Origin of the sequence: Brevundimonas balnearis (assembly GCF_042434805.1) — a bacterium.
GTDB classification, from domain to species: Bacteria; Pseudomonadota; Alphaproteobacteria; order Caulobacterales; family Caulobacteraceae; genus Brevundimonas; species Brevundimonas balnearis.
On sequence record NZ_JBHLSW010000004.1, the window covers coordinates 270,061 to 295,401 of the forward strand.

Below are 25,341 nucleotides of genomic sequence, written 5' to 3' on the forward strand. Positions count from 1 at the left end.
CCAGGCGCCGGCGCTTGAACTCGCCCCCTCAACCATGCTGCGCATGGTCCCCCTCCCCCATACGCTCCGCTATGGGAGAGGAAAGGTCAGCTCAACCGCGCCCTGACCGCCTCGGCGAACCCGGCCCCGCCTCGGGGATCGCAGGACAGGTAGAAGTCGGGCTCGATCAGCTCCAGCTCCATCAGCCGCCAGCCGCCCCGGGGGTCGCGCACCATGTCCACGCGGGCGTAGAGCAAGGGCTCGTCCACGGCGGCGAGCGCGGTCCCGGCGACCCGCAGCGCGGCCTCGGGCGGGGCGGGCTCCGGGTCGTAGCGGCCCCCGAACTGCACCTGGATGCGAAAGTCGCCCGGCGCGGCGGTCTTTCTCACCGCGTGGCTCAGACGTCCGCCGAAATAGAGCAGCGACAGCTCGCCCTCCGCCTCGATGGCCGGCAGGAACGGCTGGATCATCGACGGCGCCTCGGGCAGGTCGGCGACGACGTCGCCCGCCCGGATCCGCTGGGTGCGCCACGCGCCGCCCGACACCACCGGCTTGACCACCACCTCGCCGAAGCGATCCAGCGCGGCCTCGACGTCGGCGACCGTCGGCCGGTCGAGCCAGATCGTCTCGGGGATCGGCACGCCGCGCTCGGCCAGCCGCCCGAGGTAGCTCTTGTCGGAGTTCCAGCGCAGCACCGACGCCGGATTGGCCAGCGGCGCGCCCGCCGCCGCCCAGGCCTCGCAGGCCGCGATCCAGCGCGCGTGGTCGCGATGATACCCCCAGACCACCACCGGCAGGACCAGCGGGAAGGCCTTCAGCCGTGATGCATCCTCGATCTGCCCGGTCCAGGGCAGCGGCGTCGCCGAGACGCCCACCCCCTCCAGCGCCGCGCCCAGACGCTCCAGCACCCCCGGCCAGTGCGAGGCGTAGGACAGGTCGGCGGGGTCGGGCGTCAGGACGGCGATCTCGGTCATGACCCGCCCTCTAGCCGCACCGGCGCGCCTTGTCGCGTCCCGCACTGGCGCTGCGTCGCCGCGCCCGCTAAGCCGCGTCCATGACAAAGCCCGCCCTCTTCGACGTCTGCGCCGTCGGCAACGCCATCGTCGACGTCCTCGCCCCTTGTGAGCCCGCCTTCCTCGAGGGCCAGGGCCTGACGCCCGGCTCGATGCAGCTGGTGGACGCCGACCAGAGCGCGGCACTCTACGACGCCATGGCCGCGGGCGTGGAGGCCTCGGGCGGCTCGGCCGGAAACACCGTGGCCGGAGTCGGCTCGCTGGGCGGCCGCGCGGCCTATATCGGCAAGGTGGCGGACGATCAGCTGGGCCAGGTCTTCACCCACGACATCCGCGCCGCGGGCGTGGCCTTCGACACCGCGCCCCTTGTCGGCGGCGCGGATCGCGGCTTCGGCACCGGGCGCTGCCTGATCAACGTCACGCCGGACGGCCAGCGCACCATGTGCACCTTCCTGGGCGCCGCCAACCAGCTGACGGTCGGGGACATCGACGCCGAGCGGATCGCGACGTCGGAGATCGTCTATCTGGAAGGTTACCTGTTCGATCCCGCCCCCGCCCGCGCCGCCTTCGAGGCGGCGGCGAAGGCCGCGCACGACGCGGGTCGCAAGGTCGCCATCACCCTGTCGGACACCTTCGTCGTCGCCCGCTGGCGCGCCGAGCTGCTCGACTTCATCGAACGCTCCGCCGACATCGTCCTGGCCAACGAGGGCGAGCTGACGGCCCTGTTCGAGCACGAGGACTTCGACCACGCCGCCGGGCTGCTGGCGGAGCGGGTCGAGGTGGCGGGGATCACGCGCGGCGCCGAGGGGTCCCTCGTCATCCGGGGCGGCGAGCGCGCGGTCGTCGCCGCCGATCCGGTCGCCAAGGTCGTTGATACGACGGGGGCCGGAGACCAGTACGCGGCGGGCCTGCTGCTGGGCCTGGCGCGCGGGCTGTCGCTGGAGGACGCGGGCAGGCTCGGCTCGCTGGCCGCCGCCGAGGTCATCGCCCACTGGGGGCCGCGTCCGATGACGCCGCTGAAGGCCCTGGCGGAAGGCCGCGGCCTGACGCTGGCCTGACCCTATCGTCTCAGCGTCACATAGAAGGCGCCGTCGCCGCCGTGGCGGCGGTGGGCCGACGAGAAGCCGGACACCACGCCCCTCAGCCTCGGCCCCTGCAGCCATTCGGCGGCGGAGGCGCGGATGACGCCGCCGCCGCGTCGGCCCTGCCCGGTGATGACCAGCACCGCGCGCAGGCCCCGCGCCTGGGACCGGCTCAGGAAGGCCACCAGCTCGTCCTCGGCCTGGAACCGGCCGAAGCCGTGCAGGTCGATCGTCGCCTCGATCGGATCACGCTCGCGGGCCAGCCGGCGCTGACGGCGCGGCTCGAGCACGTCAGGCGTCGCGCGAGAGGGTGGCGCCGGGGCCGCTTTGACGGCGGGCCCCGGCGGGGCGACCGCCGGGCGGCGGGGGGGCGGCGCCGTCCTGGCCGGGGTGGCGGCCGGCTCGGGCGGCGCTTCGGGTCGCGCGCGCCCCTTGGCGGGCGTCACCGTGCGGGCGACGCGGGCCCACAGCCGTCGGTCCTCAGGGTCCTGTCCCGGCTCGCGGGGCGGCCGAGCCATCAGGCGGCCGCGTCGTCGGCGGCTCCGTCCTCCGCGCCATAGTCCATCGGACCGGGCGCATGGGCCAGCAGGTCGCCGGGCTGGCAGTCCAGCTCCCGGCAGATGGCGTCCAGCGTCGAGAACCGCACGGCCCGCGCCCGGCCGTTCTTGAGGATCGACAGATTGGCCACGGTCACCCCGACGCGGTCGGCGAGCTCGGTCAGCGACATGCGGCGCTCCACGAGCAGGCGGTCGAGCTGGACGCGGATGGCCATGGTCAGATCGTCAGTTCGGCTTCGCGGCGCAGGCGCGCGCCCTCGCGGAACACCTCCGCTAGCACGAAGACCACCAGCACGGAAAAGATGGGCGTCAGAAGCTCGCCCACGCCCTGCGGCTCCATGGCGCCCGGGGCCAGCCGCGCGGCCCAGATCTGCCACAGCCAGACGCCGCCGGTCACCACGGCCAGGATCAGCCCGATCTGGCGCAGACGGCTGATGTTCTCGGGATGGAAGGGGTCGCCCTGGGTCAGGGTGCGGAAAATCGCGCGCAAACGGCCGACGATCAGGGCGAAGGCGCCGAAATAGGCGCAGAAAGAGCCCACCGCGAACAGCAGGATGGCGCGCTCCAGCGGCAGTTCGCGGCCGCCCGCGGCGTCGTCGACGGTGACGGTCAGATTGTCCAGCGGGATGAAGACGGCGGCGACGAACGCCAGGATCAGGATGGCCAGGATGGCCCACAGCAGCACATAGGCCACGTCCAGTCCGACCTTCAGCAGGCTCGACACCGAACCCGGGCCCAGGGTCCTGAGCGCGGCGCTGCCCCATGGACGCGGCAGGGTCAGTCTGGTGAGGCGCGGCGGGCGCAAATTCTCGGCCTCTCAGGCCGGGAAGATCGGCGACAGCGCCGCGGCGGGTCCGGCCGGCCCGCGCGCGGCGTCACTTTTCGCGATCTTCATGGCGAACGTCAAAGGCGATCAGAACGCCTGGACCAGGGTCGCGATCATCGCGGCCGGGATGGCGGCGAGCAGGAAGGTGTTCAGGATGCCGTGGCCGATACGTTCGATCAGGTAGGTGGTGCTCAGGGCTTGCATGGTCTCGTCTCCGTCTTGGGCGATCTTCGCCCGGTTTATTGTCTCCGCTGGAAGATCGTTGCCGTTCCCGGCTCCGACCTGGAAAGGCGCGGCGTCCGTTTCCATGAACAGAGCAATAGCCGTCGCTACCTTGCAATGCACGTTACATATCGTTTAACGAGATGAAACTTTCGCAATCAATGACGAGATCGTAAGGGTCGCCCATGCCCCTGATCCTGCCCGCCGGAACCCGCCTGGTCGCCGCCACCCACAACGCCGGCAAGGCGCGCGAGATCGCCGCCCTGCTCGACGGCCGTTTCGACGTCGTCTCGGCCGCCGAGGCCCGCGTGCCCGAGCCGGACGAGACCGAGAGCACCTTCGTCGGCAACGCGCTCTTGAAGGCGCGTCACGCGGCCGAACGCTCCGGCCTGCCGGCCCTGGCGGACGACAGCGGCCTGTCGGTGGCGGCCCTGGAGGGGGCGCCCGGCATCTTCTCCGCCCGCTGGGCCGGGCCGGACCGCGACTTCGCCCTGGCCATGAGAAAGGTCGAGGACCGGCTGGAGGAGGTCGGCGCGCGCGACTTCTCCGCCTGGTTCACCTCGGCGCTCGCGGTCGCCTGGCCGGGCGGGCCCGCCGTCGTGGTCGAGGGCCAGGTCCACGGCCGGGTCAGCTTCCCGCCGCGCGGCGACCGGGGCTTCGGCTACGACCCCATTTTCATCGCCGAGGGCGAGACCGAGACCTTCGGCGAGATGGACCCGGTCAGGAAGGACGCCATGAGCCACCGCGCCCGGGCCTTCGAAAAGCTCAAGGCGGCGCTGTTTGACTGAGCCGGACCGGCCGGACGCGGTCGCCATCTACATCCACTGGCCCTACTGCCGGCGCATCTGCCCCTACTGCGACTTCAACGTCGTGCGCGACCGGGGCCAAGCCGAGCAGGCGGCCCTCGTCGAGGGCATCGTCAGCGACCTGAACGCCCAAGCGGCGCGCCTGGGGCCCCGCCCCCTGGCCTCCGTCTTCTTCGGCGGCGGCACGCCCTCGCTGATGCCGCCGAACGCCGTCGCGCGGATCATCGACGCGGCGACGACGCGGTTCAGCCCCGCCGACGATCTGGAGGTCGCGCTGGAGGCCAATCCCGACGACGTGTCGGCGGAGCGAATGGCGGGCCTCCGCTCCGCCGGCGTCGAGCGGCTTTCGCTGGGGCTGCAGTCGCTACAGGACGAGGCGCTGCGGTTCCTCGGCCGCAATCACGACGCGGCGACCGGCCTCCACGCCCTGGCGACGGCGCTCGACCTCTTCCCGCGCGTCTCGATCGACCTGATCTACGCCCGGCCGGGCCAGACGGTCGCGGCCTGGGAGGCGGAGCTGGCTCGCGCGCTGGCGCTCGGCGCGGGGCATGTCTCGCCCTATCAGCTGACCATCGAGCAGAGGACCGCCTTCGGCCGGGCCTTCGAACGCGGCGCGCTGATCCCGCCCGACGAGGACGCCGCCGCCGATCTGTATGACGCGACGCAGGCCGTGCTGACCGCCCACGGCTTCGACGCGTATGAGGTGTCCAACCACGCCCGGACCCCGGCCGACCGCTCGCGGCACAACCTGCATGTCTGGCGCGGCGGCGACTATCTGGGCCTGGGCCCGGGGGCGCACGGGCGGCTGACGCTGGACGGCCGGCGCACGGCCACCGTCGCCCACCGCCGGGTCGGCGACTATGTCGCGGGCGTGTCGGCGCGAGCGCCCTGGGCCGAGGCCGCCGCGCTCGACGATCGGGCCGCGCTTGAGGAGCGGCTGCTGCTGAGCCTGCGCACCGCCGAGGGCGCGCCGCTCGCGGGGCTGACGGGGCTGGGTCTCGATCCCGCCCAGGGGCCGCTCGCCGAGCTCATGGACATGGGCCTGGTTCATCTTGCCGAGGGGCGGGTCGCCGCGACCGCCGCCGGTCGGCCGGTGCTGGACGCGATCCTGAAACGCCTGCTGGTCTGATCGGCGCTTGCGCCCCCGCCGGAACGGGCGCATCTGACCGGCATGGCCCAGACCCCGGACTATCCGAAACAGAACACCCTTCTGGTGGGTCTGCGCCGTCGCTGCCCGCGCTGCGGTCAGGGGCCGGTGCTCAAGGGCTTCCTCAAGATGCGCGACCGCTGTCCGGCCTGCGGCCTGGACTACGGCTTCGCCGATCCCGCCGACGGCCCGGCCTTCTTCGGCATGAGCCTCGTCGGCCTGTTCGGGATGATGGCCTTCATGGCGTTCGAGTTCACCGTGCGCCCGCCGGTGTGGGTGCACATGGTGGTGACCTTCCCGCTGCTCGTCCTCGCCTGCCTGGCGGTGCTGCCGCCGATCAAGGGCTGGATGGTGGCCGAGCAGTATGTGCGCAGGGCCTCGGAAGCCGAGTGGGAGAGCACGGGCAAGTCCTGAGGCTCAGCCCTGAGGCTCAGGCGATCTCCGCCCTCGCGCGGCGGCCGTCGTGGCCGACCAGCCTCAGCTCGACCAGCGTCCCCGGTTCGCCCGTCCAGTCGATCTCCGTGTGATCCGGCGCCCGCGCGCGCCCGCCCCGTTCGACCAGCGCGGTCACGAGGCGCCCCGCGCCGCGCTCCAGATGCCGGGTCAGGGCTCGAGCGCCCGCGTCCCGGATCTCCGCCGCCCGCGCCTTCACCACCTCGCGCGGGACCTGCGGCATCCGCGCCGCCGGCGTGCCCGGCCGGGGGCTGAACGGGAAGGCGTGCACATAGGCGAGGTCCAGATCGTCGATCAGACTCAGCAGGTTCGCGAACGCCGCCTCGTCCTCCGTCGGAAACCCCGCGATCAGGTCGGCCCCGAAGGCGAGGTCGGGCCGGACGGCGCGCACCCGCTGGACAAGGGCGGCGGCGTCCGCGCGCAGGTGGCGCCGCTTCATCCGCTTCAGGATCAGGTCGTCGCCGTGCTGCAGCGACAGATGCAGATACGGCATCAGCCGCGCCTCCTCGGCGAAGGCGGCCAACAGTTCGGCGTCGATCTCGGCCGCGTCGATCGAGGACAGGCGCAGGCGCTTCAGGTCCGGCGCCCCTTTCAGGATCCGCCGCACCAGCCGTCCCAGCGGCGGCCGCCCGGGCAGGTCCTGACCCCAGCTGGTCAGGTCGACGCCGGTCAGCACCACCTCCCTCACCCCGCTCGCGACCAGCTCGCGCACCTGGCGGAGCACCTCGCCCGCCGGGACCGAGCGGCTGGCCCCCCGGCCATAGGGGATGACGCAGAAGGTGCAGCGGTGATCACAGCCCGTCTGGACCGCCAGATGCGCGCGCACCCGATCGGTCAGCGGGCGGGCGGGAACCGGCGGCCGCGCCTCGGCGAAGACGTCCGACATGGCGCGCGCCTCGCCGCGATAGGCCTCGGCGCGCCCCTTGTCGTTGTTGCCCACCAGCCGCACGACGCCCGGCAGGTCGCGGAAGTCCTCGGGCGCGATCTGGACCGCGCAGCCGGACACCACGATGGGCCGCCCCGGCTGGTCCCGCGCCGCGCGACGGATCGCCTGGCGCGCCTGGCGCACCGCTTCCGCCGTCACCGCGCAGGTGTTGACCAGCACCGCGTCCGTCAGACCCGCTGCGCCCGCCACGTCGCGCATGGCCTCGCTTTCCAGCGCGTTCAGCCGGCAGCCGAAGGTGACGACCTCCAGCGTCACGCCGGGCTGGTCTCGGGCAGGACGCCGGTTCCCTCGACCTCGACCCCGCCGGTCATCAGGACGTGGTCCGTCGCCTCGTCCCAGACGATGCGCAGCTCGCCGCCGTCCAGCTGAAGCGTCGCCGCGCGATCGGTCAGCCCCCTTCGCGCCGCCGCCACCAGGGCCGCGCAGGCGCCGGTGCCGCAGGCCTTCGTCAGACCCGCCCCCCGCTCCCACACCCGCAGGCGGATGCGGTCCCGCCCCAGCACGTTCGCGAAACCGACGTTGACCCCTTCCGGGAACAGGGGGTGATGCTCGATCAGCGAGCCCGTGCCGCGCACGAAGGCGTCGTCCTGCCGATCGGTGAAGAAGACCACGTGCGGGTTGCCCATCGACACGGCGCCCGGCGTGTGGACCACCGGATCGTCGATCGGCCCGACCTGCAGCTCGATGCCCCGGGTGTCCATCTCCTCGGCCAGGGGGATGCGATCCCAGTTGAGGCGGGGCGCGCCCATGTCCACCGTGACCCGGCGATCGCCGGCGCGCTCGGCGCTCAGCGGCCCGGCCGGCGTGCCGAAGCCCACGCGGTCGGTTCCGGTCGCCTCCATCATCAGCCAGGCTGCCGCGCGCGAGCCGTTGCCGCAGGCCGAGACCTCGCCGCCGTCGCTGTTCCAGAACCGCACCCACGGCCCGCCGTCGCCCTCGGACAGGGCGATCAGCTGGTCGAAGCCGATCCCGGACGCCCGGTCCGCCCAGGCGCGCACCTGCGCCTCCGACGGCGACCAGTCGCGCCCGACGCGCACCACGGCGAAGTCGTTGCCGAGGCCGTTCATCTTCACATAGGGGGTCGCCATCGGCCCCATATAGCGGCTCGGCTTGGCGCGCGGCAGATGGGGCCTTAAGTCTGGCGCATGGCACATGGCTCCGCGCGCCCCTCCCCCACCGCCAAACCGCGCGAGAGCTTCATGCAGCGCATGCGCATCCGGGCGCGGCTGCGGGCGCTCTACCACGGCGGCTCGCGTCAGGCGGTGCGCTTCCGCATCGCCGTCCTGGCCATCGACATGGCGATCATCGCCTTCTTCATCGCCGCCCCCTTCCTCAAGGCCGAGGGCTGGGTCTTCTACGCGCTCGACTACGCCATCGCCGCGTTGCTGGCGGCCGACCTGGCGGCCAGGGCGCTGGCCTATTCGGACCTGAAGGACTGGATCAAGCGACCGATCGTCTGGGTCGACCTGTTCATCCTGGCCACGCTGCTGTTCCCCGCCTGGCTGTTCAACCTCGGCTTCCTGCGGGTCCTTCGGCTGTGGACCCTGGTGAACAGCGAGTTCTTCTGGAAGACGGTCGGCCACCGCTACGACGACACGCGGGTGGAGGACGTGACGCGCTCGGCCGTGGCGCTGGTGGTCTTCGTCTTCGTCGTCACCGGCTTCGTCTACACGGGCTTCATCGGCCGGTACGAAGGCATCGGCGGCTATGTCGACGCCCTCTACTTCACCATCACCAGCCTGACCACGACGGGCTACGGCGACATCATCCTGCCGGGCGTCTGGGGGCGGCTGGTGTCGATCGCCGTGATGCTGGGCGGCGTGGGGCTGTTCTTCAACCTGATCCAGACCCTGACGCGGCCGCACAAGGTGTTTCACGCCTGCCCCACCTGCGGCCTGCAACGGCACGACCCGGACGCCGTCCACTGCAAGGCCTGCGGCGAACAGCTCTGCATCCCCGACGACGGGCGCTGATCAGTCCAGCTTCAGCGCCTGGGCCATGAGCCGGGCCTCGTCGGCGCGGCTCGAGCCGGCGCGCCAGGCCACCACGATCTCGCGGCGCGGCGGCTCCGCCCCCGCCTCCGCCAGCCGCCGCACCACCACGCCGGGCCGGTCGGCGAGCCCCGCCTTCACCGCCATCTCCGGCAGGAACGAGACGCCCAGACCCGAGCTGATCATCTCCACCAGCGTCGGCAGGCTGGTCGCCGCGAAGGCGTCCTCTCCACGCGGCGCGTCGAGGTTGAAGGCCGCCAGCGCCTGATCCCTGAGGCAGTGGCCGTCCTCCAGAAGGATCAGGTCCTGGCCGGCGAAGGCGTCCGGGCCCAGCGGCGGCCCGCTCGCCAGGCTGTGGCCCTCCGGCGCGACCGCCAGGATCTCGTCGTCGCCGATGCGGGCGTGATCCAGCCCGGTGGCGGCGTAGGGCAGGGCGATGACCGCCGCGTCCAGCCGCCCGGACTTGAGATCGGCCACCAGACGGGGGGTCAGGTCCTCGCGGATGAACAGCTTCAGCGCCGGATGCGCGGTCTGCAGCCGCGGCAGGGTCTGGGGCAGCAGGAAGGGCGCGATCGTGGGGATCACCCCCAGCCGGAACCGCCCGGACAGCGGCCGACCCGCGTTGCGGACCGCCTCGACCAGGTCCTCGACCCGCGCCAGCACGTCCTCGGCGCGCCGCACCGCCTCGGCGCCCAGCGCCGTCAGCTGCACCTGCCCCCGCGTCCGCTCCACCACGGGACCGCCAAGGATGCGCTCCAGCTCCTGCACGCCCGAGGACAGGGCGGGCTGGCTGACGTGGGCGGCGTCGGCGGCGCGGCTGAACGAGCCGTGCTCGGCCAGGAGCTTGAGGTACTGAAGCTGGCGCAGGGTGGGGAGCATCGTCGCTCAACTTAGGGCCGCCCTATCCTCAGACCAAGTCCCATCAAGCCGGCCTATTCCGACGGCGCGATCGCGGATTGCCCAAGCCTCGCCCTTCCCCCTACGCTCGCCGTCGGGAGGATCGGGTGCGCGCGAACACGACGGGCGAGCGGGCTGAGGCGTGGAGGACGGTCGGCGTCGTCGAGCGGCGCGTGCTATTCGTTCACGGCTACGATCCCCGGGGGCCGGCGCCCTATCACGCCCTGATGGCCGCCGAGGCCCGGCCCGGCCTGTTCGAGGTCGGGCCGCGACAGGGCGCGGCGTGGACCGTCGCCGTAGACTGGCCCGAAGGCCGCGCCGAGAGCCGCGTCGAGGTGCTGCGCTGGGATGATCTGGTCCGGGCGCACTGGGTGCGGGGTCCGGGCGCCGCCGGCCTGCCGTGGCGGTTTCTGGCCGCCTATGTGCGCGCCGGGGTGGTCGCCCGGGCGATGCGCGACAACCGGCCCCTCTTCGCGGCCATGCTGCTGCCGGCCCTCGTCGCGGCGTCGCACGGCGCCCTGATGATCGCCGTGACGACCCTGGCGGTCCTGGCGATCGCCGCCCTCGCGACCCGGCTCGGAGGGTCCGCCGCCTGGGGCCTGACCGGTCTGGCGGCGCTGCTCGCCTGGTCGCCGCTCCGGCGCGCGATCCAGGGTCGGCTGGACCTCGACTGGCTCAGCCAGTGCTTCGACGCCCTGGCCCGCTTCAGGGACATGCCGCCCGACCGGGAGGCGAAGCTCGACGCGCTCGCCGCCCGGATCGCCGAGGTGGCGCGCGACGCCCCGGATCAGGAGGTGCTGGTGGTCGGCCACAGCATCGGAACCCTGATGGCGGCCGCGGCCGTGTCGCGGGCGCTCGCCCTATCGCCGGGCCTTGAGCGACGGGCGCGCCTGGTGACGCTCGGCCACTGCCTGTCGGTCTACACGTTACTCGGCGGCGACGCGGGCTGGCGGCGGGACCTGGCGCGGCTCACGGCGTCCGATCTTCCGTGGACGGACGTCACCTCCCCGGCGGACGGCGCCTCGGCCGGGCGCTGGGGCCCGCTGAGGTTCAGCGCGCACGAGGCGGCCGGGGAGGACCGGGTCCGGGCCCGATCCCCGCGCTTCCACGAGGCCCTCGACCCCGCCCGCATGTCCCGGCTGCGCCGCGATCCCCGCGCGCTGCACTTCCAGTATCTCGGGCTTTCGGACCGGCCGGAGGTCTATGACGTCCGCCGCCTGATCGCCCCGCCGCCCGAGGCCGCTCGATGAGCCTGTTCGTCCCTCCGAAGCCCGCGCCCCTGCCCGAGAAGCCGGGTCTGCTGAAGCGCGCCCGGCTGATCGCCCGCTCCAGCCTGGCGGTGCTGCAGAGCGGCTCCTACGCCGCCCCCGGGGTCGGACGCATGGCGGTTCCGTCGGTGAGAGGCCGTCGCCGCTGGGTCTATCAGGTGCGCGACCCGGCCTGCGCCCGCGACATCCTGGTCAACCGCGCCGGGGACTTTCCCAAGGGCGAGCTGATGGGCTGGATGCTCCGGCCCCTGACCGGCGACAGCATCTTCACCACCAACGGCGAGGTCTGGCGCCGGCAGCGTCGGCTGGTGGACCCCGCGCTCGAGCAGGCCCGGGTGCGCGAGAGCTTCGCCCGCATGCGCGAGGCGGCCGAAACCGCGCTTCAGGGTCTGGAGCGAAGCGCCGGTCCGGGCGGCGCCGTCCGGGTCGACGACGCCATGACGGTCTTCGCCGCCGACGTCATCTTCCGCACCATCTTCTCCGAACCCATCGCCGAAGCCGAGGCGCGCGAGGCGATCGCCGCCTTCGAGGCCTTCCAGGACCTGGCCTACGCCCACGGCATGATCGGCCTGTCGGGCCTGCCGGGCTGGCTGATGCCCGGAACCTGGGCCCGCATGCGCGCCGGCAAGCGCCTGCGGCGGGTGCTGAAGCGGCCGCTCGACCGGCGGCTGGCCCGCGTCGCGGCCGGGGAGCCGGACCTGCCCACCGACATCCTCGCCAGCCTGATGGCCTCGCGCGATCCGGAGACGGGAACCGGCTTCTCGCCGGACGAACTTCTGGACCAGGTCTCCATGCTTTTTCTGGCCGGCCATGAGACGTCCGCCAGCGGCCTGGCCTGGGCCCTCTATCTCCTGGCGGAGGCGCCCGACGTCCAGGCGCGGGCCCGCGCCGAGGTGAAGGCCGTGGTCGGCGGCGGCTCGATCGCCTTCGAGCACATGAAGCGGCTCGGGCTGGTGCGCGACGTCTTCCGAGAGGCGCTCAGGCTCTATCCGCCGGTCACCACCGTGGTTCGGGAATGCGCCCGCCCCGAGCCCATGGGCCGCCACCAGGCCCGGCCGGGCGACCCCCTGTTCGTGGCCCCCTGGATCCTGCACCGCCTGTCCAGCGTCTGGCCCAACGCCGACGCCTTCGATCCGGACCGGTTCGACACGCCCGAGGGCCGCGAGGCGGTGCGTCAGGCCTATCTGCCGTTCAGCCTCGGCCCTCGGGTCTGCCCGGGGGCCGCCTTCGCGCTGCAGGAGGCGACGCTGATGCTGGCCCTGATCCTCGGCCGCTTCGAGCTGACGCGGGACGAGGCCTGGCCGCCGCCGGAGCCCGTGGCCAAGCTCACCCTGCGGTCCGCCAACGGCGTCACGGTGCGGCTGACCCCGGTATCACCCTGATCTGATCAGCCGCCCGCCAGGTGCGCGGCGAAGCGGCGGAACTGCTCGTCCATCACCATGTGCACCGGGTCGGTCATGGCGCCGGCCCCGGCCCCCCTGACCCGGAAGCTCCAGCGCAGACGGCGCCCTTCGCCCCCTTCGGCCTCGGCCCAGCTCATGGTCAGGACGGCGTCGGCGCCCAGGTCCTGCAACGGGCCGAACGGCGCGTCGAACCGCACCAGCCCGCGCTCGGGCCAGACCAGCACCGCCTCCCCGTGCTTGACCCCGCCCCCGGGCAGGGCCTCGCACCAGCAGCCGCCGGGGCGCAGGTCCACGGTGATGTTCGCCGCCGAGCCGGAATAGGTGTGGGCGTCGCTCCACCACGCCGCCGGACGCCCGACGGCGGCCAGGATGGCCTCCGCCTCCGCCGGAGTCGTCGTCTCGAAGGCCAGGACGAAGCCGTCTTCGCCGCGCTCCACGACCTCGGCCGAGGCCGGTGCGGCGATGCAGGCGGCGGCGACGGCGGCCAGACTGATGGTGATGATCCTCATGACGGGTCCTCCCCCCGCGAGGGGGCGCCGTCGCGCCCTCCGCGTCAAGCGGCCTCGAACGTCAGGGGCGCGCCCCAGAACTGCGCGACGAGGTCGGACTGGGGTCCCGGCTGGCCCGTCGTCAGGAAATCGCGGCGGCCGCTGTCGCCCAGACCGTATTCGGCATGCCGCCGGAAATAGCGCTCCAGGGCGTCGGCCACCGCGCCCGGCTGGTGGATCACCGGCGTGCCCGGCGGCAGGGCCTCGGCGAACAGGGGCGCGGTGATCTCATAGTGGGTGCAGCCCAGCACCGCCCGGTCCGGATGCCGCCCGATCCGGCGGCGCAGGGCGTCCACATGGTCGCGGATCACGAGCCGCAGCTCCTCCTCCGGCGCCCCCAGCTCGATCAGACCCGCGAGGCCGGGGCACGGCTCGGAGAACACCGCCAGATCCTCGCTGCGCTTGTCGATCTCGATCTCATAGACCCGGCTCATCGCCGTGGCGGCGGTGCAGAAGACGCCCAGCACGTCGATCGCCTCCTTCTTGTCGGAGGGGCGGTCGATCTGGTGGGTCCAGGGCTGGCCCGTCGCGGCCTCGATGGTCGGCACGATGATGCCCAGCACATTGACCGGTCGCCTGCGCCGCTCGCGCTCGCCGGGCAGCCAGGTCTGCTGCAGCCGCCTCAGGGCGATGGCGCTGGCGGTGTTGCACGCCAGCACGATCACCGACGCCCCGGCCTCGAACAGCCGCTCGCAGCCGGCCCGCGTCAGGTCGACGATCTCCTCGCCGCCCCGCCCGCCGTAGGGCGCGTGCAGCTGGTCCGCCAGATAGACGAAGTCGCGCTCCGGAAAGCGCCGGGTCAGTTCACGGTGGACGGTCAGCCCGCCCACCCCAGAGTCGAAGACGCCGATGGCCATGCGCGGCCTGTAGCCGCGACGGAGCGTCGCGTCCAACCCGGCATTACAATCCGTTCATGTGACGCTCAGGCGCGATGTGGCCTAGGGTGCGTCACGACAAGAACAACGATCGGGAGCGATCATGCACAGACGACACCTTCTCATCGGCGGCGCGAGCCTGTTCGCCCTGACCGGTTGCGCCACCGCCGGCGCGATGAACGCCGCGGCCCCGAGCGCCGCCGGCCTGGAAGAGGACCTCCGGATCGCCCGCGCCGTCCTGCCGAACACCCCGCCCCGCGCCGAGCTGCTCCAGCCCTGGACCGGCCCCTACGAAGGCGTGCCGCCGTGGAACCAGGTGACCGCCCCCAAGCTGCGTGAGGCGATCCTGGAAGGCATCGAGCTGCAGCGCGCCGAGATCGCCGCCATCGCGAACAATCCCGAGCCGCCGACCTTCGCCAACACCATGGTGGCGATGCAGCTGGCCGGTCAGCCGCTGGACCGCGCCACCGCGATCTTCGGCGTCATGACCTCGAACATCGGCTCGGACGACTACAACGCCGTCGACACCGAGGTGTCGCCGCTCCTGTCCGCCGCCGGCGACGAGATCACCTTCAACGAGCGCCTGTTCCAGCGCATCCGCGCCGTGGCCGACAACGCCGCCGCCGCCGGCCTGACGCCGGAGCAGACGCGCCTGGCCGAACGCAGCCGCGACAGCTTCATCCGCAACGGCGCGGCTCTGGACGCCGCCGGCAAGGCCGAGCTCGGCCGCATCAACACCGCGCTGGCCAACGCCTTCACCAGCTTCAGCCAGAAGGTGGTGGCCGACGAGAACACCTGGACCCACATCCCGAACGAGGCGGGGGTCGCGGGCCTGCCGGACTCCAACAAGGCCGCCGCCGCGGCCGCCGCGCGGGCGCGCAACCTCTCGGGCTGGGCCGTCGTCAACACCCGCTCCAGCGTCGATCCGTTCCTGACCTTCGCCGACGACCGGGCGCTCCGCGAGCAGGTCTGGCGCAAGTTCGTCAACCGGGGCGACAACGGCGACGGCAACGACACCAACGCCCTGATCGCTCAGATCGTGCGGCTGCGGGCCGAGCGGGCCCGTCTGCTCGGCTACGCCAACCACGCCGAGTGGCGCATGCAGGACACCATGGCCAGGACGCCCGAGGCGGCCATGAACCTGATGATGCGGGTGTGGGAGCCGGCCAAGGCCCGCGTGGCCGAGGAGGTCGCCGACATGCGCGCGATCGCAGGTCACGACATCGAGCCGTGGGACTACCTCTACTACGCCGAGAAGGTCAGAAAGGCGAAGTACGACCTCGATCAGAATGAGCTCAAGCCCTACTTCGAGCTGAACGCGGTCAAGCGCGGCGCCTTCTACATGGCCGAGCGCCTGTACGGCTTCACCTTCACCCCGGTGCCCGCCGGCAGCGTCCCGGGCTTCCATCCGGACGTCGAGGTGTTCGAAGTCAAGAACAAGTCCGACGGGTCGCACGTCGGCCTGTTCTACTCCGACGACTTCGCCCGCCCGGGCAAGCGCTCGGGCGCCTGGATGACCAGCTACCGCCTCGGCTGGGGCTACGACGGCGGCGGCAACAGCCTGGTGTCGAACAACAACAACTTCATCAAGGCCGAGGGCGGCGAGCCGATCCTCATCTCGCTCGACGACGCCGAGACCCTGTTCCACGAGTTCGGCCACGCGCTGCACTATCTGTCGTACAAGGTCACCTATCCGGGCCTCGGCAACACGCCGCGCGACTACGTCGAATACCCGTCGCAGGTGCACGAGCACTGGGTGCTGAGCCGGCCGATCCTGGACGGCTTCATGCGCCACTACCAGACCGGCGAGCCCATGCCCCAGGCGCTGGTGGACAAGGTCGAGGCCGCGTCCACCTTCAACCAGGGCTATGCGACCGTCAGCTACCTGTCGTCGGCCCTGGTGGACATGGACCTGCACACCCGCGCCACGCCGCCGACGGACATCGACGCCTTCGAGCGCGAGAGCCTGGCCCGCTTCGGCATGCCCAAGGAGATCGTGATGCGGCACCGCCTGCCGCAGTTCAATCACCTGTTCACCTCGGACGCCTACTCGGCCGGCTACTACAGCTACCTGTGGTCCGAGGTGATGGACGCCGACACCTGGGCCTACTTCGAGGAGTCGGGCGACGTGTTCAATCCGGACATCGCCGCCCGCTACAAATCGATCATCCTGGCGGAAGGCAATTCGTCGGATCGCGGCGAGGCCTATCGCCGGTTCCGTGGGCGCGACCCGGACGTGGCGGCCCTGTTGCGCGTGCGCGGCTTCCCGACCAGCTGAGGTCGAGCCTGAAAACAGCGAAGGGCCGGAGCGTCGCCGCTCCGGCCCTTCGTCTTTTTCACGCCCGCCGGGATCAGACCATGCCGCTGGCGTCGGCGGCCTGGGCCATGACGAGGCGGCGCTCGCCCCGGGCCTCGGCGTAGGCCTGGCGGGCCGGCGCGGGCAGTTCGGCCATGGCGATGTCGCGGAAGCGGCGGGCGCAGTCCTGGCGTTGCAGGGGCGAGCGGCCGTGACAGGCGGTACGGGCCTCGCGGCGCACGCGCGCGTCGAACTCGGCGGCGCCCGACGGCGTGGCGAGGGTCAGGTCGCCGTAGGCGATGCGATAGTCACGGTCCTGGGCCTCGACCTCGGTCTGGGCGGCGGCGGACAGCAGGACGGCGGCGAACACGGTCACGTAAGCACGCATGGGGGCGATCCTTCTGGCGAACGTCGCGGGGAGGCGACGGGGCGGCTTTTGCCCTGCTTCGCCGACAGAACGACCGATGTTTTGTGTATCGCCGAAGAATCTTGGACGTCGGCGCCCCGCCTTTACGGTGACGCTCGCGTGACGGGGCTCAGCCGCTGTTCCTGAGGCCCGCCGCGACCCCGTTGATGGCCAAGAGGATGCCGGCGCGCACGCGCGGGTCCTCGTCCCCCGCCCGGCGCCTGCGGATCAGCTCGATCTGCACGTGGTTCAGCGGCTCGACATAGGGCATCCGCAGCCGGATCAGCCGGTCCAATTCCGGCTGTCCCGACAGCAGCTCGTCCTGTTCGGTGATGTCCAGGAGCGCCGCCCGGGTCAGGTCGTATTCCGCCTTCAGCGCCCCGTGGATCCGGGCCGCCAGCGCCTGGTCCGGGACCAGGGAGGCGTAGCGGCGGGCGATGGTCATGTCGGCCTTGGCCATGACCATCTCCATGTTCTGCAGCAGCGTCTTGAAGAACGGCCAGTCCCGCGCCATCCGCCGGAGCTCGGCCATGTCGGCGCCGGCGTCGCGCACCGCCGCGCCGAAGCCGAACCAGCCGGGCAGCATCACCCGGCTCTGGGACCAGCTGAACACCCAGGGAATGGCCCTCAGGTCCTCGATGCGCGTCGAGGCGCTGCGCGACGCCGGGCGCGAACCGATCTTCAGGTCGGCGATCTCGGCGATCGGGGTGGCGGCGCGGAAATAGTCGACGAAGCCGTCGGTCTCATAGACCAGGGCCCGGTAGGCGCGCATCGACGCCTGGGACAGGACCGCCATCGTCTCCCCGTGACGCTCGCCGAACGCCTCGTCCTCCGCGGGCCGCAGCGAGGTGAGCAGCACGCCGCAGGTCAGGGCGTCCAGGTTCCGGCGCGCGATGTCGGGGTCGCCGTACTTGTTGGCGATGACCTCGCCCTGTTCGGTGATGCGGATGCGGCCGCGCACGGTCCCCTTGGGCTGGGCGACCACGCCGGCGAAGGAGGAGCCGCCGCCCCGTCCCACCGCCCCGCCCCGGCCGTGGAACAGCTGCAGCCGCACGCCGGCCGCTTCGGTCACCTCCAGAAGCGCGCGCGAGGCCTCGTTCAGCTCCCACGTCGAGGTCAGGTACGAGCCGTCCTTGTTGGAGTCCGAATAGCCGATCATGACCTCCTGCACGCCCCGCGCCCGGGCGACCGCCAGGGCGGCGGGGCTGGCCAGGAGCCGTTCCAGGGTGGCGCGGGCGGCGCGCAGGTCGTCGATCGTCTCGAACAGGGGCGCGGCCTGGATCGGGCATTGGCCGGGCGCCTCGGGCCGGTAGAGCCCGACCTCCTTCAGCAGCAGATAGACCTCCAGCAGGTCCGACGCCGCGTCGGTCTTGGAGACGATGTGGGTGCGGATCGCGTCGGGGCCGAAGGCCTCCAGCGCCGCCCGCGCCGCCTCCAGGATCGCCCGCTCCTTCAGCGTCTCCTCGGCATAGGACGCATACGGACTGAACAGGGGCCGCGCGGACCCGAGCTCGGTCTCCAGCACCCTCAGCCGCCCCGCCTCGTCGAGCGACAGATAGTCGGCCTCGACGCCCGCCACCTTCAGCAGGTCCGCCACCACCCGCTCATGCACGTCCGCGTTCTGGCGCAGGTCCAGCGTCGCCAGATGGAAGCCGAAGATCTCCACCGCCGTGATCAGCTCGGCCAGGGCGTCGTCGGCGAAGGCCGCCCCGTGGCGCGACACCAGGCTGTCGTGCAGCACGCCCAGGTCCCGCGCGAAGGCGGTCGGCCCCTCGTACGCCTCGGCCGCGAAGGACGCGGGCCGGGGCGCCGCCTCTCCCGTCAGCTTCAGATGGGTGGCCGACAGCCGCGCGTAGATCTGGCTGAGCGCCCGGCGATAGGGCTCGTCGGCGCGGTGGGGCGAACGGTCGCCGGACCCTTCGGCCAGCGCCTTCAGCTCCGGCGTCACGTCCGACAGCGATCCCGCCAGGCTGAGCTCGGCCCCCAGCGCATGGGTCGCGTCCATGTAGAAGCGCAGCGCCGCCCGCGACTGGGTGGCGAAGGCGGCCCTCAGCGTGCCGGCGTCCACGTTCGGATTGCCGTCCCGGTCCCCGCCGACCCAGCTGCCGATGCGGATGAAGGGCTTCAGCTCCGGCGCGTCCAGGCGGCGGCGCCAGTCCGCCAGCTGCCCCGGCGCGACCTTGAGGAAGACCCCCTCCAGGAAGGACACCACCGTGTCGATCTCGTCCTGCACCACCAGCTTGGACGCGCGCACCAGCCGCGTGGCCCACAGGATCACCACCTGGCGCCTCAGCGCCGCGTCCGGCGTCAGGTCCTCGCCCGAGCGATCCAAAAGGTCCGAAATGGCCGCGATCCGGTCGATCACGCTCTTGCGGCGCACCTCCGACGGGTGGGCGGTCAGCACCGGAGAGATCAGCGCCCCCTCGAGCAGGGACCGCACTTCGTCGGGCCCGCGCCCGCCCTCCTGGAGCCGCTTCATCGCCCCCTCGGGGGTGTCCGGCCGCGCGGCGGCCTCGGCCTGGGCCCTGGCGCGTCGCTTGCCCGCCCGGTCCTCGGCGATGTTGGCCAGCAGCGAGAAGACGGCGAACCCGTGCGCCAGACCCACCGCCTGATCCAGCGGCAGATCGTTCAGCAGGCCCTCCAGCCGCGCCGCGCCGTCCGGCCCCGGGTGGCGGTGATAGCCGACAGAGGCCTGGCGCACCGCCTCGATCCGGTCGTAGAGCGCCTCCCCGCCCTCGTCGCGGATCACCTCGCCCAGCAGCGCGCCCAGCGCCCGCACCTCGTCGCGCAGTCGATCGTCGGCGGCCTGGATCATCGGGCGTCTCGCGTCTGGGGAGGGCGGGATGGCGCGAGCCTAGGCCGCCTGGCGGGGGATGGCCACCGGCTGACTGAACGCGAAACGCAATGTGCGGATGCGCGCCGCCATCCCTATTCCTCCCCCGCGCGCGGGGGAGGGGGGCCGCGAAGCGGTGGAGGGGGCGACTCCAGACACCGGCGCTTGAACTCGCCCCCTCCACCATGCTGCGCGTGGTCCCCCTCCCCCATACGCTGCGCTATGGGGGAGGACACCACCCGCGCGCCTCGCCTTGCCCTCGCCCGCCTTTTCCGCCATAAGCCGCCGCTTCCGGCGCAAGTGAACCTCGCGCCTCCACCCGGACGACCCCCGCCCTTCGCCGAAGGGAGCCACGGGACGAGCCGGGAGAGGAACCCCCGTCGACGTCATACGTCCACGGGGGCTGAGGTCGTTTGTCGCCCTGACGAGGTGTTGATGTTCGAGGCTCTGAACGAGCGGCTGACAGGCGTCTTCGACCGGATCACCGGGCGCGGCGCCCTGTCCGAGAAGGACGTGGCCGAGGCGATGCGCGAGGTGCGCGTAGCCCTGCTCGAGGCCGACGTCGCCCTGCCGGTCGTCAAGGACTTCATCGCCTTCGCCACCGAGCGCGCCACGGGCGAGGAGGTCATCCGCTCGGTCAAGCCCGCCGATCAGGTCATCAAGATCGTCTACGACGGCCTGGTCGAGATGCTGGGCGGCGAAGAGCCGGTCCCGATCAATCTGAACGCCAATCCGCCGGCGGTCTTCCTGATGGCGGGCCTGCAGGGGTCGGGCAAGACGACCACCTCCGCCAAGCTGGCGCTGCGCCTGACCAAGGTCGAGAAGAAGAAGGTCATGATGGCCTCGCTCGACACCCGTCGCCCGGCGGCGATGGAGCAGCTGGCCACGCTGGGCAGGCAGATCGATGTCGCGACCCTGCCGATCGTTCAGGGCGAGAGCGCGGTCCAGATCACCCGCCGCGCGCTGCAGGCGGCCAAGCTCCAGGGCTTCGACGTCCTGATCCTCGACACCGCCGGCCGCATCACGCTCGACGAGGCCCTGATGGCCGAGGTGGCCGAGGTCGCGGCGGTGTCGAGGCCCGTCGAGACCCTGCTGGTCGCCGACAGCCTGACCGGTCAGGACGCGGTGCGCACCGCCAAGGCCTTCCACGAGCGGCTGCCGCTGACCGGTCTGGTCCTGACCCGCGCCGACGGCGACGGGCGCGGCGGCGCCATGCTGTCCATGCGGGCGGTCACCGGCCTGCCGATCAAGTTCCTGGGCGCCGGCGAGAAGGTCGACGCGCTCGACGTCTTCGACGCCCGCCGCGTCGCCGGCCGCATCCTGGGCCAGGGCGACATCGTGGCCCTGGTCGAGAAGGCCAGTCAGGAACTGGACCAGGCCAAGGCCGAGAAGATGGCCCGGAAGCTGGCCAAGGGTCAGTTCGACCTGGACGACCTGGCGGCCCAGCTGGATCAGATGAAGCGCATGGGAGGCCTGCAGGGCATCATGGGCCTGCTCCCCGGCGTGGCCAAGATGAAGGCCCAGATGGCCGAGACCGGCGTCGACGACCGGATGATCAGCCGCCAGCAGGCGATCATCAGCTCCATGACCAAGGCCGAGCGCAAGAAGCCGGACCTGCTCAACGCCAGCCGCAAGCGCCGCGTCGCGGCCGGGGCCGGAGTCGAGGTGCAGGATATCAACCGCCTCCTGAAACAGCACCGCCAGATGCAGGACGCGGTGAAGATGATGACCCGGGGCGGGGGCAAGAACCTGGCCCGCATGGCCCAGGCCATGGGTCTTCCCGGCATGGGCGGCCCCGGCGGCGCCGACATGGCCCGGCTGAAGGCCATGGGCGGCGGCAAGCTGCCCGAACCCTCGGGCGACGAGATGAAGGCCCTCCAGGACCGGCTCGCCGGCCTCGGGGGCGGTTCCGTTCCGGGAGGGCTTCCGGGCCTGCCCGGCCTCCCCACCAAGAAGACCTAACCTGAGAAGAGACTGAGAATGCTGAAGATTCGTCTGGCCCGCGGCGGCGCCAAGAAGCGCCCCTACTACCACATCGTCGTCGCCGACAGCCACGCGCCGCGCGACGGCAAGTTCATCGAGAAGGTCGGCAGCTACAACCCGATGCTGCCCAAGGACGGCCCGACCCCGCGCGTCGCCCTGAAGGTCGAGCGCATCGCCGAATGGCTCGGCAAGGGCGCCCAGCCGACCGACCGCGTCGCCCGCTTCCTGAGCCAGGACGAAACCCTCGGCGCCAAGGTCAAGTGGACCCAGGGCAACAACCCGAAGAAGGGCGAGCCGGGCAAGAAGGCCCAGGAGCGCGCCGCCGAGCGGGCCCAGCGCGAGGCCGACCGTCTGGAGGCCGAGGCCCAGGCCAAGGCCGACGCCGAAGCCGCCGCCAAGGCCGAGGCTGAAGCCGCCGCCGCCGCGGCCGCCGCGCCGGCTCCGGCCGCTGAAGACGCTCCGGCCGCCGAGGAGGCTCCGGCCGCCGAAGCCGCCCCCGCCGCCGAAGAGGCGACCGAGGAAAAGGCCGAGGGCTGAGACCCGACGCCAGAGCACGACCCTTCTCCCCTTGTGGGAGAAGGTGTCATGCGGAGCATGACGGATGAGGGGTGTTGGCGCGAACGCCCTGTGGCTATCCGAAGGTGATCAAGGGATCACGGCGGCCACAGCGAGGTCACAGCGGACACGACGGGACCTGTGGGGCGGCGCGCGAAGCGCCTTGTCGTTCCGGTCAGCCGACGAGGCGTCTGCGGCGCGGCTCCGCGACGTCGCTGCGCCCTCTGCGCCCTCCGTTGTGTTCGTCGTGATGAACCGGCGACGGTCTGGACATGCGGCCGGCATCGGCGCCGACACCCCTTCATCCGTCTCGCGCCGCGAGCCACCTTCTCCCCCGAGGGGAGAAGGATGACCGGTTCCAAACTCGTCTTCGTGGCCCAGGTGGGCGGGGCGTTCGGCGTTCGCGGCGAGGTGCGGATCACCGCCCATACCGCCGACCCGATGGCCCTGGTCGGCTACAGCCCCCTGCTCCGCGCCGACGGCTCGCCCGGCCTGACGATCGTCTCGGCCCGGCCGGACAAGGCGGGCGTCGTCGCCCGCGTAAGGGAGATCGCCACCAAGGAGCAGGCCGACGCGCTTCGCGGCCTGAAGCTCTACGTCCCCCGCGACCGCCTGCCCCCGGTCGAGGACGAGGACGAGTTCTATCTGACCGACCTCATCGGGCTTCAGGCCCGCGACGCCGACGACGCCGTGATCGGCCGGGTCAAGGCGGTCCAGAACTTCGGCGCCTCCGACATGCTGGAGATCGCGCCCACGGGCGGCGGCGCCACCTGGTACCTGCCCTTCACCAAGGACGCCGTCCCCGAGGTCCGCGCCGCCGAAGGCTGGCTGCGCGCGATCCGCCCGACCGAGGTCGGCGAACCGGAGCCGGGCGCCTAGGGTCTGACCCGTCATCCTCGGGCTCGACCCGAGGGTCGGATCATCGGCTGCGGGGTGGCGCGGGACCAGGGACCCGCTTGTCGGCGCCCTCCAGCGCGGTCATTCTCCGACGTCTGAGGACTCCGGCGTCGGCGCGGGCCGCCAGCAGTCGCGAAGTTGGAGATCCGCCAGGGCGCCCAGCGCGCCGACCTCGCCGGAGTTGCTCTCGACGGACAGGCGTGTGTTCGCCTGATCGCGCCCCCGTCCCGGACCGAAGACGCGATAGGTGTAGCCGTCGAACGTTCTGGGCGGCAGAGAAGCTGGTGGCGGAGAGATGCCGATGACCTCGAAGCCACCTGGATCGAGGTTCGCGATTTGCTCGAGGGCGTGAACAAGGGTCGAACATTCCAGCGACGTCGTCACCTCCACCGTCCCGCGACCGTCGGCTCCGACCGCCTGGCGCCGCGCGATCCAGACCCGCTCGTCCGCCGCGCGCCCGAAATCCGAGCCGGGCGTCGGTGTGAAGGTCGTGCGTCGCACCAGCACGCCCTCGGGATCGAACGCCTCGTAGCCGACGACCCGGCCGGACCCCGGCGTCAGAAACGCCGCGCGGGTCGGCAGGGCAGGCTCGTGATCCCGAGCCGCCGCCCGTTCCGAAGACGGACTCGGGGGGACCGGCGCGCTCGGGGCGGGGCCCGCCCAACACGGTTGCAACGCCTGGTTCGCGGCGCTCAGACGGTCGACCAACTCACCTGCGTTCGCCGAAAGCCGAACCTCCGCAAAGGCGCCGTCCGGTTGCCGCCCCCGGCCCCAGACGATGTAGTTGGCGCCGTCAGGTCGCGGAGCGGGCGGTATCGCATCAGCCGTCGCGATCCGAGGCCGTAACCGAAGCTGCGGCATGTCCAGTCTGTCGAGCGCATCGGCGACGTCCGCCAGCACCGGGCAGGTCGCTGAGTCGATCCACACCTCCTGCTCCCGTCCGGCTGGCGTTCGCAGCGATCTTAGCGCCGCGAGCGCCGGTTCCTCGTCGGGGTCTCGTCTGGCCGGCGAATAGATCTCCACGACCCAGTCGCCGTTGCGCCGCGTTTCGTACCCGACCAGGAAATAGCCTCGCTGACCGATCTTCCGGACGCTGTCCTCAACATCCTGAGATAAGGACGGAGTGCCAATGCTTAGGATCAACAAGCCGCCTAGCACAGCAATAGCGAATCTCATCAAGGACATGGTTGCGCGTCCGGATTAACTTCCGGTCCTTCCTCTCCTGAGATCGCTGCGTCGCGATTGTCTTGATCGTAGTGAACGATCTTGGTGGGCCCCGGTGTCTCGTATGATCCTGGCTTTTTCGCCATGAGAGAAGCCCATCAGCCCGAGCAGGCGGACAGATCGGCGAAGGTCCGCGCGCCCCATCCGGCGTACGGGCCTTGGCTGCCCTCAACCGTCAGACGAACCTGGGCGGAATCCGGAAAGAAGCCGGCGACTGAAACCCGCCACGGTCGGGGCAAGGGTAGATGCCTGTTGCGGAGGAGGTGACGGCATCAGCATCGGCATCAGCATCAGGGCCTGTGGGAACGGCTCCGCCGGAGCGGCGGGGGGGTGCAGCGTTGAATGGCGGCTACCGTGTCCGTCAGCCAGAAGGCGTAAGGACCTTGGCTACCGCGCATTTCCACGTCCATGGACGACCAGTCGGGGGCATAAAGCTGCGTCCTGATCGTCCAGAGCTCCCCATGAGGCCGATAGGGCGGCATGGGGCGTTCCCGCGAAGCTCCCGGCTGCAGCAGGGCGGGTCCCGGTTTGAGAGGCGGAAGGGTCTGAAAGGCGTCGAGCGCCGCTCGAAAGGGGGGGCAATCCAGATCGGTGAAGCGCCAGGTCTGGTCGCCTATAATCAGGACCGCGACGGCATGATTTGGAATACCCGCCTCGGTCGCGATCTCCAGCCGATGCCCCAGCGAATTCTCAGCCACGAGCTGCATGTAGGGCCAGCCCCCCGGTTCGACGCCCTGGTCGCGGGCGACGCGGGCGGCGTTTGGGCTCGCAAAGCTGGCCAGCAAAAAGGTCAGACCAACGGTCGCGTACAGTCGATGCATTCGGCCACTACGAACAAGGTTGAGCATCGGGGTTCACCTCCGGTCCGATTTCGGTGGGGCGGGCTGGATCCGGGCTGTCCGCAGCGCGCGGCCCGTCAACGTACACTCGGGTGGTGGTCCGTCCGGTGCTGGCGTTCACGGCCGTGATGTACATGTAGAATGTCTCGTTCGTGCGGCCACTCTCTCGCGCTGCTCGATTGTTCCTCATGAAGCCGGCCCAGTCTTCCTGGTGACCTGCCCCCCGCCGGTCCCTCGATCATTATGAGAGCCCAGGGGGTTGGTAGCTGATCTCCAGCGCCGGCGGTAGCGGCCG

At 71.7% G+C, this 25,341-nt stretch carries 24 protein-coding genes; 11 read left to right on the forward strand and 13 right to left on the reverse strand.

Going from position 1 to position 25,341, the window contains the following annotated elements; genetic code table 11:
• Window positions 1–86 precede the first annotated feature (86 nt).
• A complete protein-coding gene (locus ACFFGE_RS07020; RefSeq protein ID WP_376835544.1) occupies window positions 87–953 on the reverse strand; it encodes an ATP-grasp domain-containing protein in 867 nt (288 codons plus the stop codon).
• An 80-nt stretch (window positions 954–1,033) separates the two neighbouring features.
• Here ACFFGE_RS07020 and ACFFGE_RS07025 point away from each other — a divergent pair, with 80 nt between their 5' ends.
• Window positions 1,034–2,050, forward strand: coding sequence for an adenosine kinase (locus ACFFGE_RS07025; RefSeq protein WP_376835545.1), 1,017 nt, complete (start codon window positions 1,034–1,036; stop codon window positions 2,048–2,050).
• 2 nt (window positions 2,051–2,052) lie between these two features.
• On the opposite strand, the gene ACFFGE_RS07030 is transcribed toward ACFFGE_RS07025, so the two are convergent.
• Genes ACFFGE_RS07030 through ACFFGE_RS07040 form a run of 3 tightly spaced genes read right to left on the reverse strand, consistent with a single transcriptional unit; the run spans window position 2,053 to window position 3,436 of the window.
• Window positions 2,053–2,592, reverse strand: a complete 540-nt coding sequence (locus ACFFGE_RS07030) for a Smr/MutS family protein (RefSeq protein ID WP_376835547.1) — start codon at window positions 2,590–2,592, stop codon at window positions 2,053–2,055.
• Window positions 2,592–2,846 (reverse strand): helix-turn-helix domain-containing protein, encoded by a 255-nt coding sequence (locus ACFFGE_RS07035; RefSeq protein WP_376835548.1) that lies wholly within the window; start codon window positions 2,844–2,846, stop codon window positions 2,592–2,594. Before ACFFGE_RS07035 ends, ACFFGE_RS07030 begins: the two co-directional genes overlap by 1 nt.
• A gap of 2 nt (window positions 2,847–2,848) precedes the next feature.
• Complete coding sequence (locus ACFFGE_RS07040; protein ID WP_376835549.1) at window positions 2,849–3,436, reverse strand: DUF2975 domain-containing protein; 588 nt, start codon at window positions 3,434–3,436, stop codon at window positions 2,849–2,851.
• 428 nt (window positions 3,437–3,864) lie between these two features.
• Here ACFFGE_RS07040 and rdgB point away from each other — a divergent pair, with 428 nt between their 5' ends.
• From rdgB to ACFFGE_RS07055, 3 genes are read left to right on the forward strand one after another with little or no spacing between them, the layout of a single operon-like run.
• On the forward strand, window positions 3,865–4,467 hold the full coding sequence (gene rdgB / locus ACFFGE_RS07045) for an RdgB/HAM1 family non-canonical purine NTP pyrophosphatase (RefSeq protein WP_376835550.1): 603 nt from the start codon (window positions 3,865–3,867) through the stop codon (window positions 4,465–4,467).
• The gene (gene hemW, locus ACFFGE_RS07050) at window positions 4,460–5,614 is read left to right on the forward strand and encodes a radical SAM family heme chaperone HemW (RefSeq protein WP_376835551.1); all 1,155 of its coding nucleotides are present in this window, start codon (window positions 4,460–4,462) and stop codon (window positions 5,612–5,614) included. Before rdgB ends, hemW begins: the two co-directional genes overlap by 8 nt.
• Window positions 5,615–5,656: 42 nt before the next feature.
• Window positions 5,657–6,046 carry a DUF983 domain-containing protein gene (locus ACFFGE_RS07055; RefSeq protein WP_376835553.1) on the forward strand — a complete coding sequence of 130 codons (390 nt, stop codon included), beginning with the start codon at window positions 5,657–5,659 and terminating at the stop codon, window positions 6,044–6,046.
• A gap of 16 nt (window positions 6,047–6,062) precedes the next feature.
• Here the strand turns inward: ACFFGE_RS07055 and mtaB are convergent, their stop codons facing one another.
• Window positions 6,063–7,286: a tRNA (N(6)-L-threonylcarbamoyladenosine(37)-C(2))-methylthiotransferase MtaB gene (mtaB, locus tag ACFFGE_RS07060; protein WP_376835554.1), complete on the reverse strand. Its 1,224-nt coding sequence runs from the start codon at window positions 7,284–7,286 to the stop codon at window positions 6,063–6,065.
• A complete protein-coding gene (gene dapF, locus ACFFGE_RS07065) occupies window positions 7,283–8,119 on the reverse strand; it encodes a diaminopimelate epimerase (protein ID WP_376835555.1) in 837 nt (278 codons plus the stop codon). Before dapF ends, mtaB begins: the two co-directional genes overlap by 4 nt.
• A 111-nt stretch (window positions 8,120–8,230) precedes the next feature.
• Between dapF and ACFFGE_RS07070 the strand changes: the two genes are divergently transcribed.
• Entirely contained in the window at window positions 8,231–9,004 is a 774-nt protein-coding gene (locus ACFFGE_RS07070; RefSeq protein ID WP_376835557.1) for a potassium channel family protein, read from the forward strand.
• Here ACFFGE_RS07070 and ACFFGE_RS07075 read toward each other — a convergent pair whose 3' ends face one another.
• The gene (locus tag ACFFGE_RS07075; protein WP_376835558.1) at window positions 9,005–9,901 is read right to left on the reverse strand and encodes a hydrogen peroxide-inducible genes activator; all 897 of its coding nucleotides are present in this window, start codon (window positions 9,899–9,901) and stop codon (window positions 9,005–9,007) included.
• 125 nt (window positions 9,902–10,026) lie between these two features.
• Here ACFFGE_RS07075 and ACFFGE_RS07080 point away from each other — a divergent pair, with 125 nt between their 5' ends.
• Window positions 10,027–11,169, forward strand: a complete 1,143-nt coding sequence (locus ACFFGE_RS07080; protein ID WP_376835559.1) for a hypothetical protein — start codon at window positions 10,027–10,029, stop codon at window positions 11,167–11,169.
• Entirely contained in the window at window positions 11,166–12,569 is a 1,404-nt protein-coding gene (locus tag ACFFGE_RS07085) for a cytochrome P450 (protein ID WP_376835560.1), read from the forward strand. Before ACFFGE_RS07080 ends, ACFFGE_RS07085 begins: the two co-directional genes overlap by 4 nt.
• A 5-nt stretch (window positions 12,570–12,574) precedes the next feature.
• Here ACFFGE_RS07085 and ACFFGE_RS07090 read toward each other — a convergent pair whose 3' ends face one another.
• Together ACFFGE_RS07090 and ACFFGE_RS07095 are read right to left on the reverse strand one after the other, a co-directional pair.
• On the reverse strand, window positions 12,575–13,099 hold the full coding sequence (locus tag ACFFGE_RS07090; protein ID WP_376835561.1) for an ATPase: 525 nt from the start codon (window positions 13,097–13,099) through the stop codon (window positions 12,575–12,577).
• Window positions 13,100–13,143: 44 nt separating this feature from the next.
• Window positions 13,144–13,995: a glutamate racemase gene (locus ACFFGE_RS07095; protein ID WP_376835597.1), complete on the reverse strand. Its 852-nt coding sequence runs from the start codon at window positions 13,993–13,995 to the stop codon at window positions 13,144–13,146.
• 121 nt (window positions 13,996–14,116) lie between these two features.
• Between ACFFGE_RS07095 and ACFFGE_RS07100 the strand changes: the two genes are divergently transcribed.
• Window positions 14,117–16,291: a M3 family metallopeptidase gene (locus tag ACFFGE_RS07100; protein WP_376835562.1), complete on the forward strand. Its 2,175-nt coding sequence runs from the start codon at window positions 14,117–14,119 to the stop codon at window positions 16,289–16,291.
• 73 nt (window positions 16,292–16,364) lie between these two features.
• Here ACFFGE_RS07100 and ACFFGE_RS07105 read toward each other — a convergent pair whose 3' ends face one another.
• Both ACFFGE_RS07105 and ppc read right to left on the reverse strand, forming a co-directional pair.
• Window positions 16,365–16,697: a UrcA family protein gene (locus tag ACFFGE_RS07105; RefSeq protein WP_376835563.1), complete on the reverse strand. Its 333-nt coding sequence runs from the start codon at window positions 16,695–16,697 to the stop codon at window positions 16,365–16,367.
• Between the two features lie 148 nt (window positions 16,698–16,845).
• Window positions 16,846–19,530 (reverse strand): phosphoenolpyruvate carboxylase, encoded by a 2,685-nt coding sequence (gene ppc, locus ACFFGE_RS07110; RefSeq protein WP_376835564.1) that lies wholly within the window; start codon window positions 19,528–19,530, stop codon window positions 16,846–16,848.
• Window positions 19,531–19,983: 453 nt separating this feature from the next.
• Between ppc and ffh the strand changes: the two genes are divergently transcribed.
• The 3 genes from ffh to rimM all read left to right on the forward strand — a co-directional run bounded on the left by ffh (window position 19,984) and on the right by rimM (window position 22,965).
• The gene (gene ffh, locus ACFFGE_RS07115; protein ID WP_376835565.1) at window positions 19,984–21,510 is read left to right on the forward strand and encodes a signal recognition particle protein; all 1,527 of its coding nucleotides are present in this window, start codon (window positions 19,984–19,986) and stop codon (window positions 21,508–21,510) included.
• Window positions 21,511–21,528: 18 nt separating this feature from the next.
• The gene (gene rpsP, locus ACFFGE_RS07120) at window positions 21,529–22,068 is read left to right on the forward strand and encodes a 30S ribosomal protein S16 (protein WP_376835566.1); all 540 of its coding nucleotides are present in this window, start codon (window positions 21,529–21,531) and stop codon (window positions 22,066–22,068) included.
• Window positions 22,069–22,434: 366 nt separating this feature from the next.
• A complete protein-coding gene (gene rimM / locus ACFFGE_RS07125) occupies window positions 22,435–22,965 on the forward strand; it encodes a ribosome maturation factor RimM (RefSeq protein WP_376835567.1) in 531 nt (176 codons plus the stop codon).
• Window positions 22,966–23,064: 99 nt separating this feature from the next.
• Here the strand turns inward: rimM and ACFFGE_RS07130 are convergent, their stop codons facing one another.
• Both ACFFGE_RS07130 and ACFFGE_RS07135 read right to left on the reverse strand, forming a co-directional pair.
• Window positions 23,065–23,691 (reverse strand): hypothetical protein, encoded by a 627-nt coding sequence (locus tag ACFFGE_RS07130; protein ID WP_376835568.1) that lies wholly within the window; start codon window positions 23,689–23,691, stop codon window positions 23,065–23,067.
• 806 nt (window positions 23,692–24,497) lie between these two features.
• Window positions 24,498–25,028 carry a hypothetical protein gene (locus tag ACFFGE_RS07135; RefSeq protein WP_376835569.1) on the reverse strand — a complete coding sequence of 177 codons (531 nt, stop codon included), beginning with the start codon at window positions 25,026–25,028 and terminating at the stop codon, window positions 24,498–24,500.
• Window positions 25,029–25,341 lie beyond the last annotated feature (313 nt).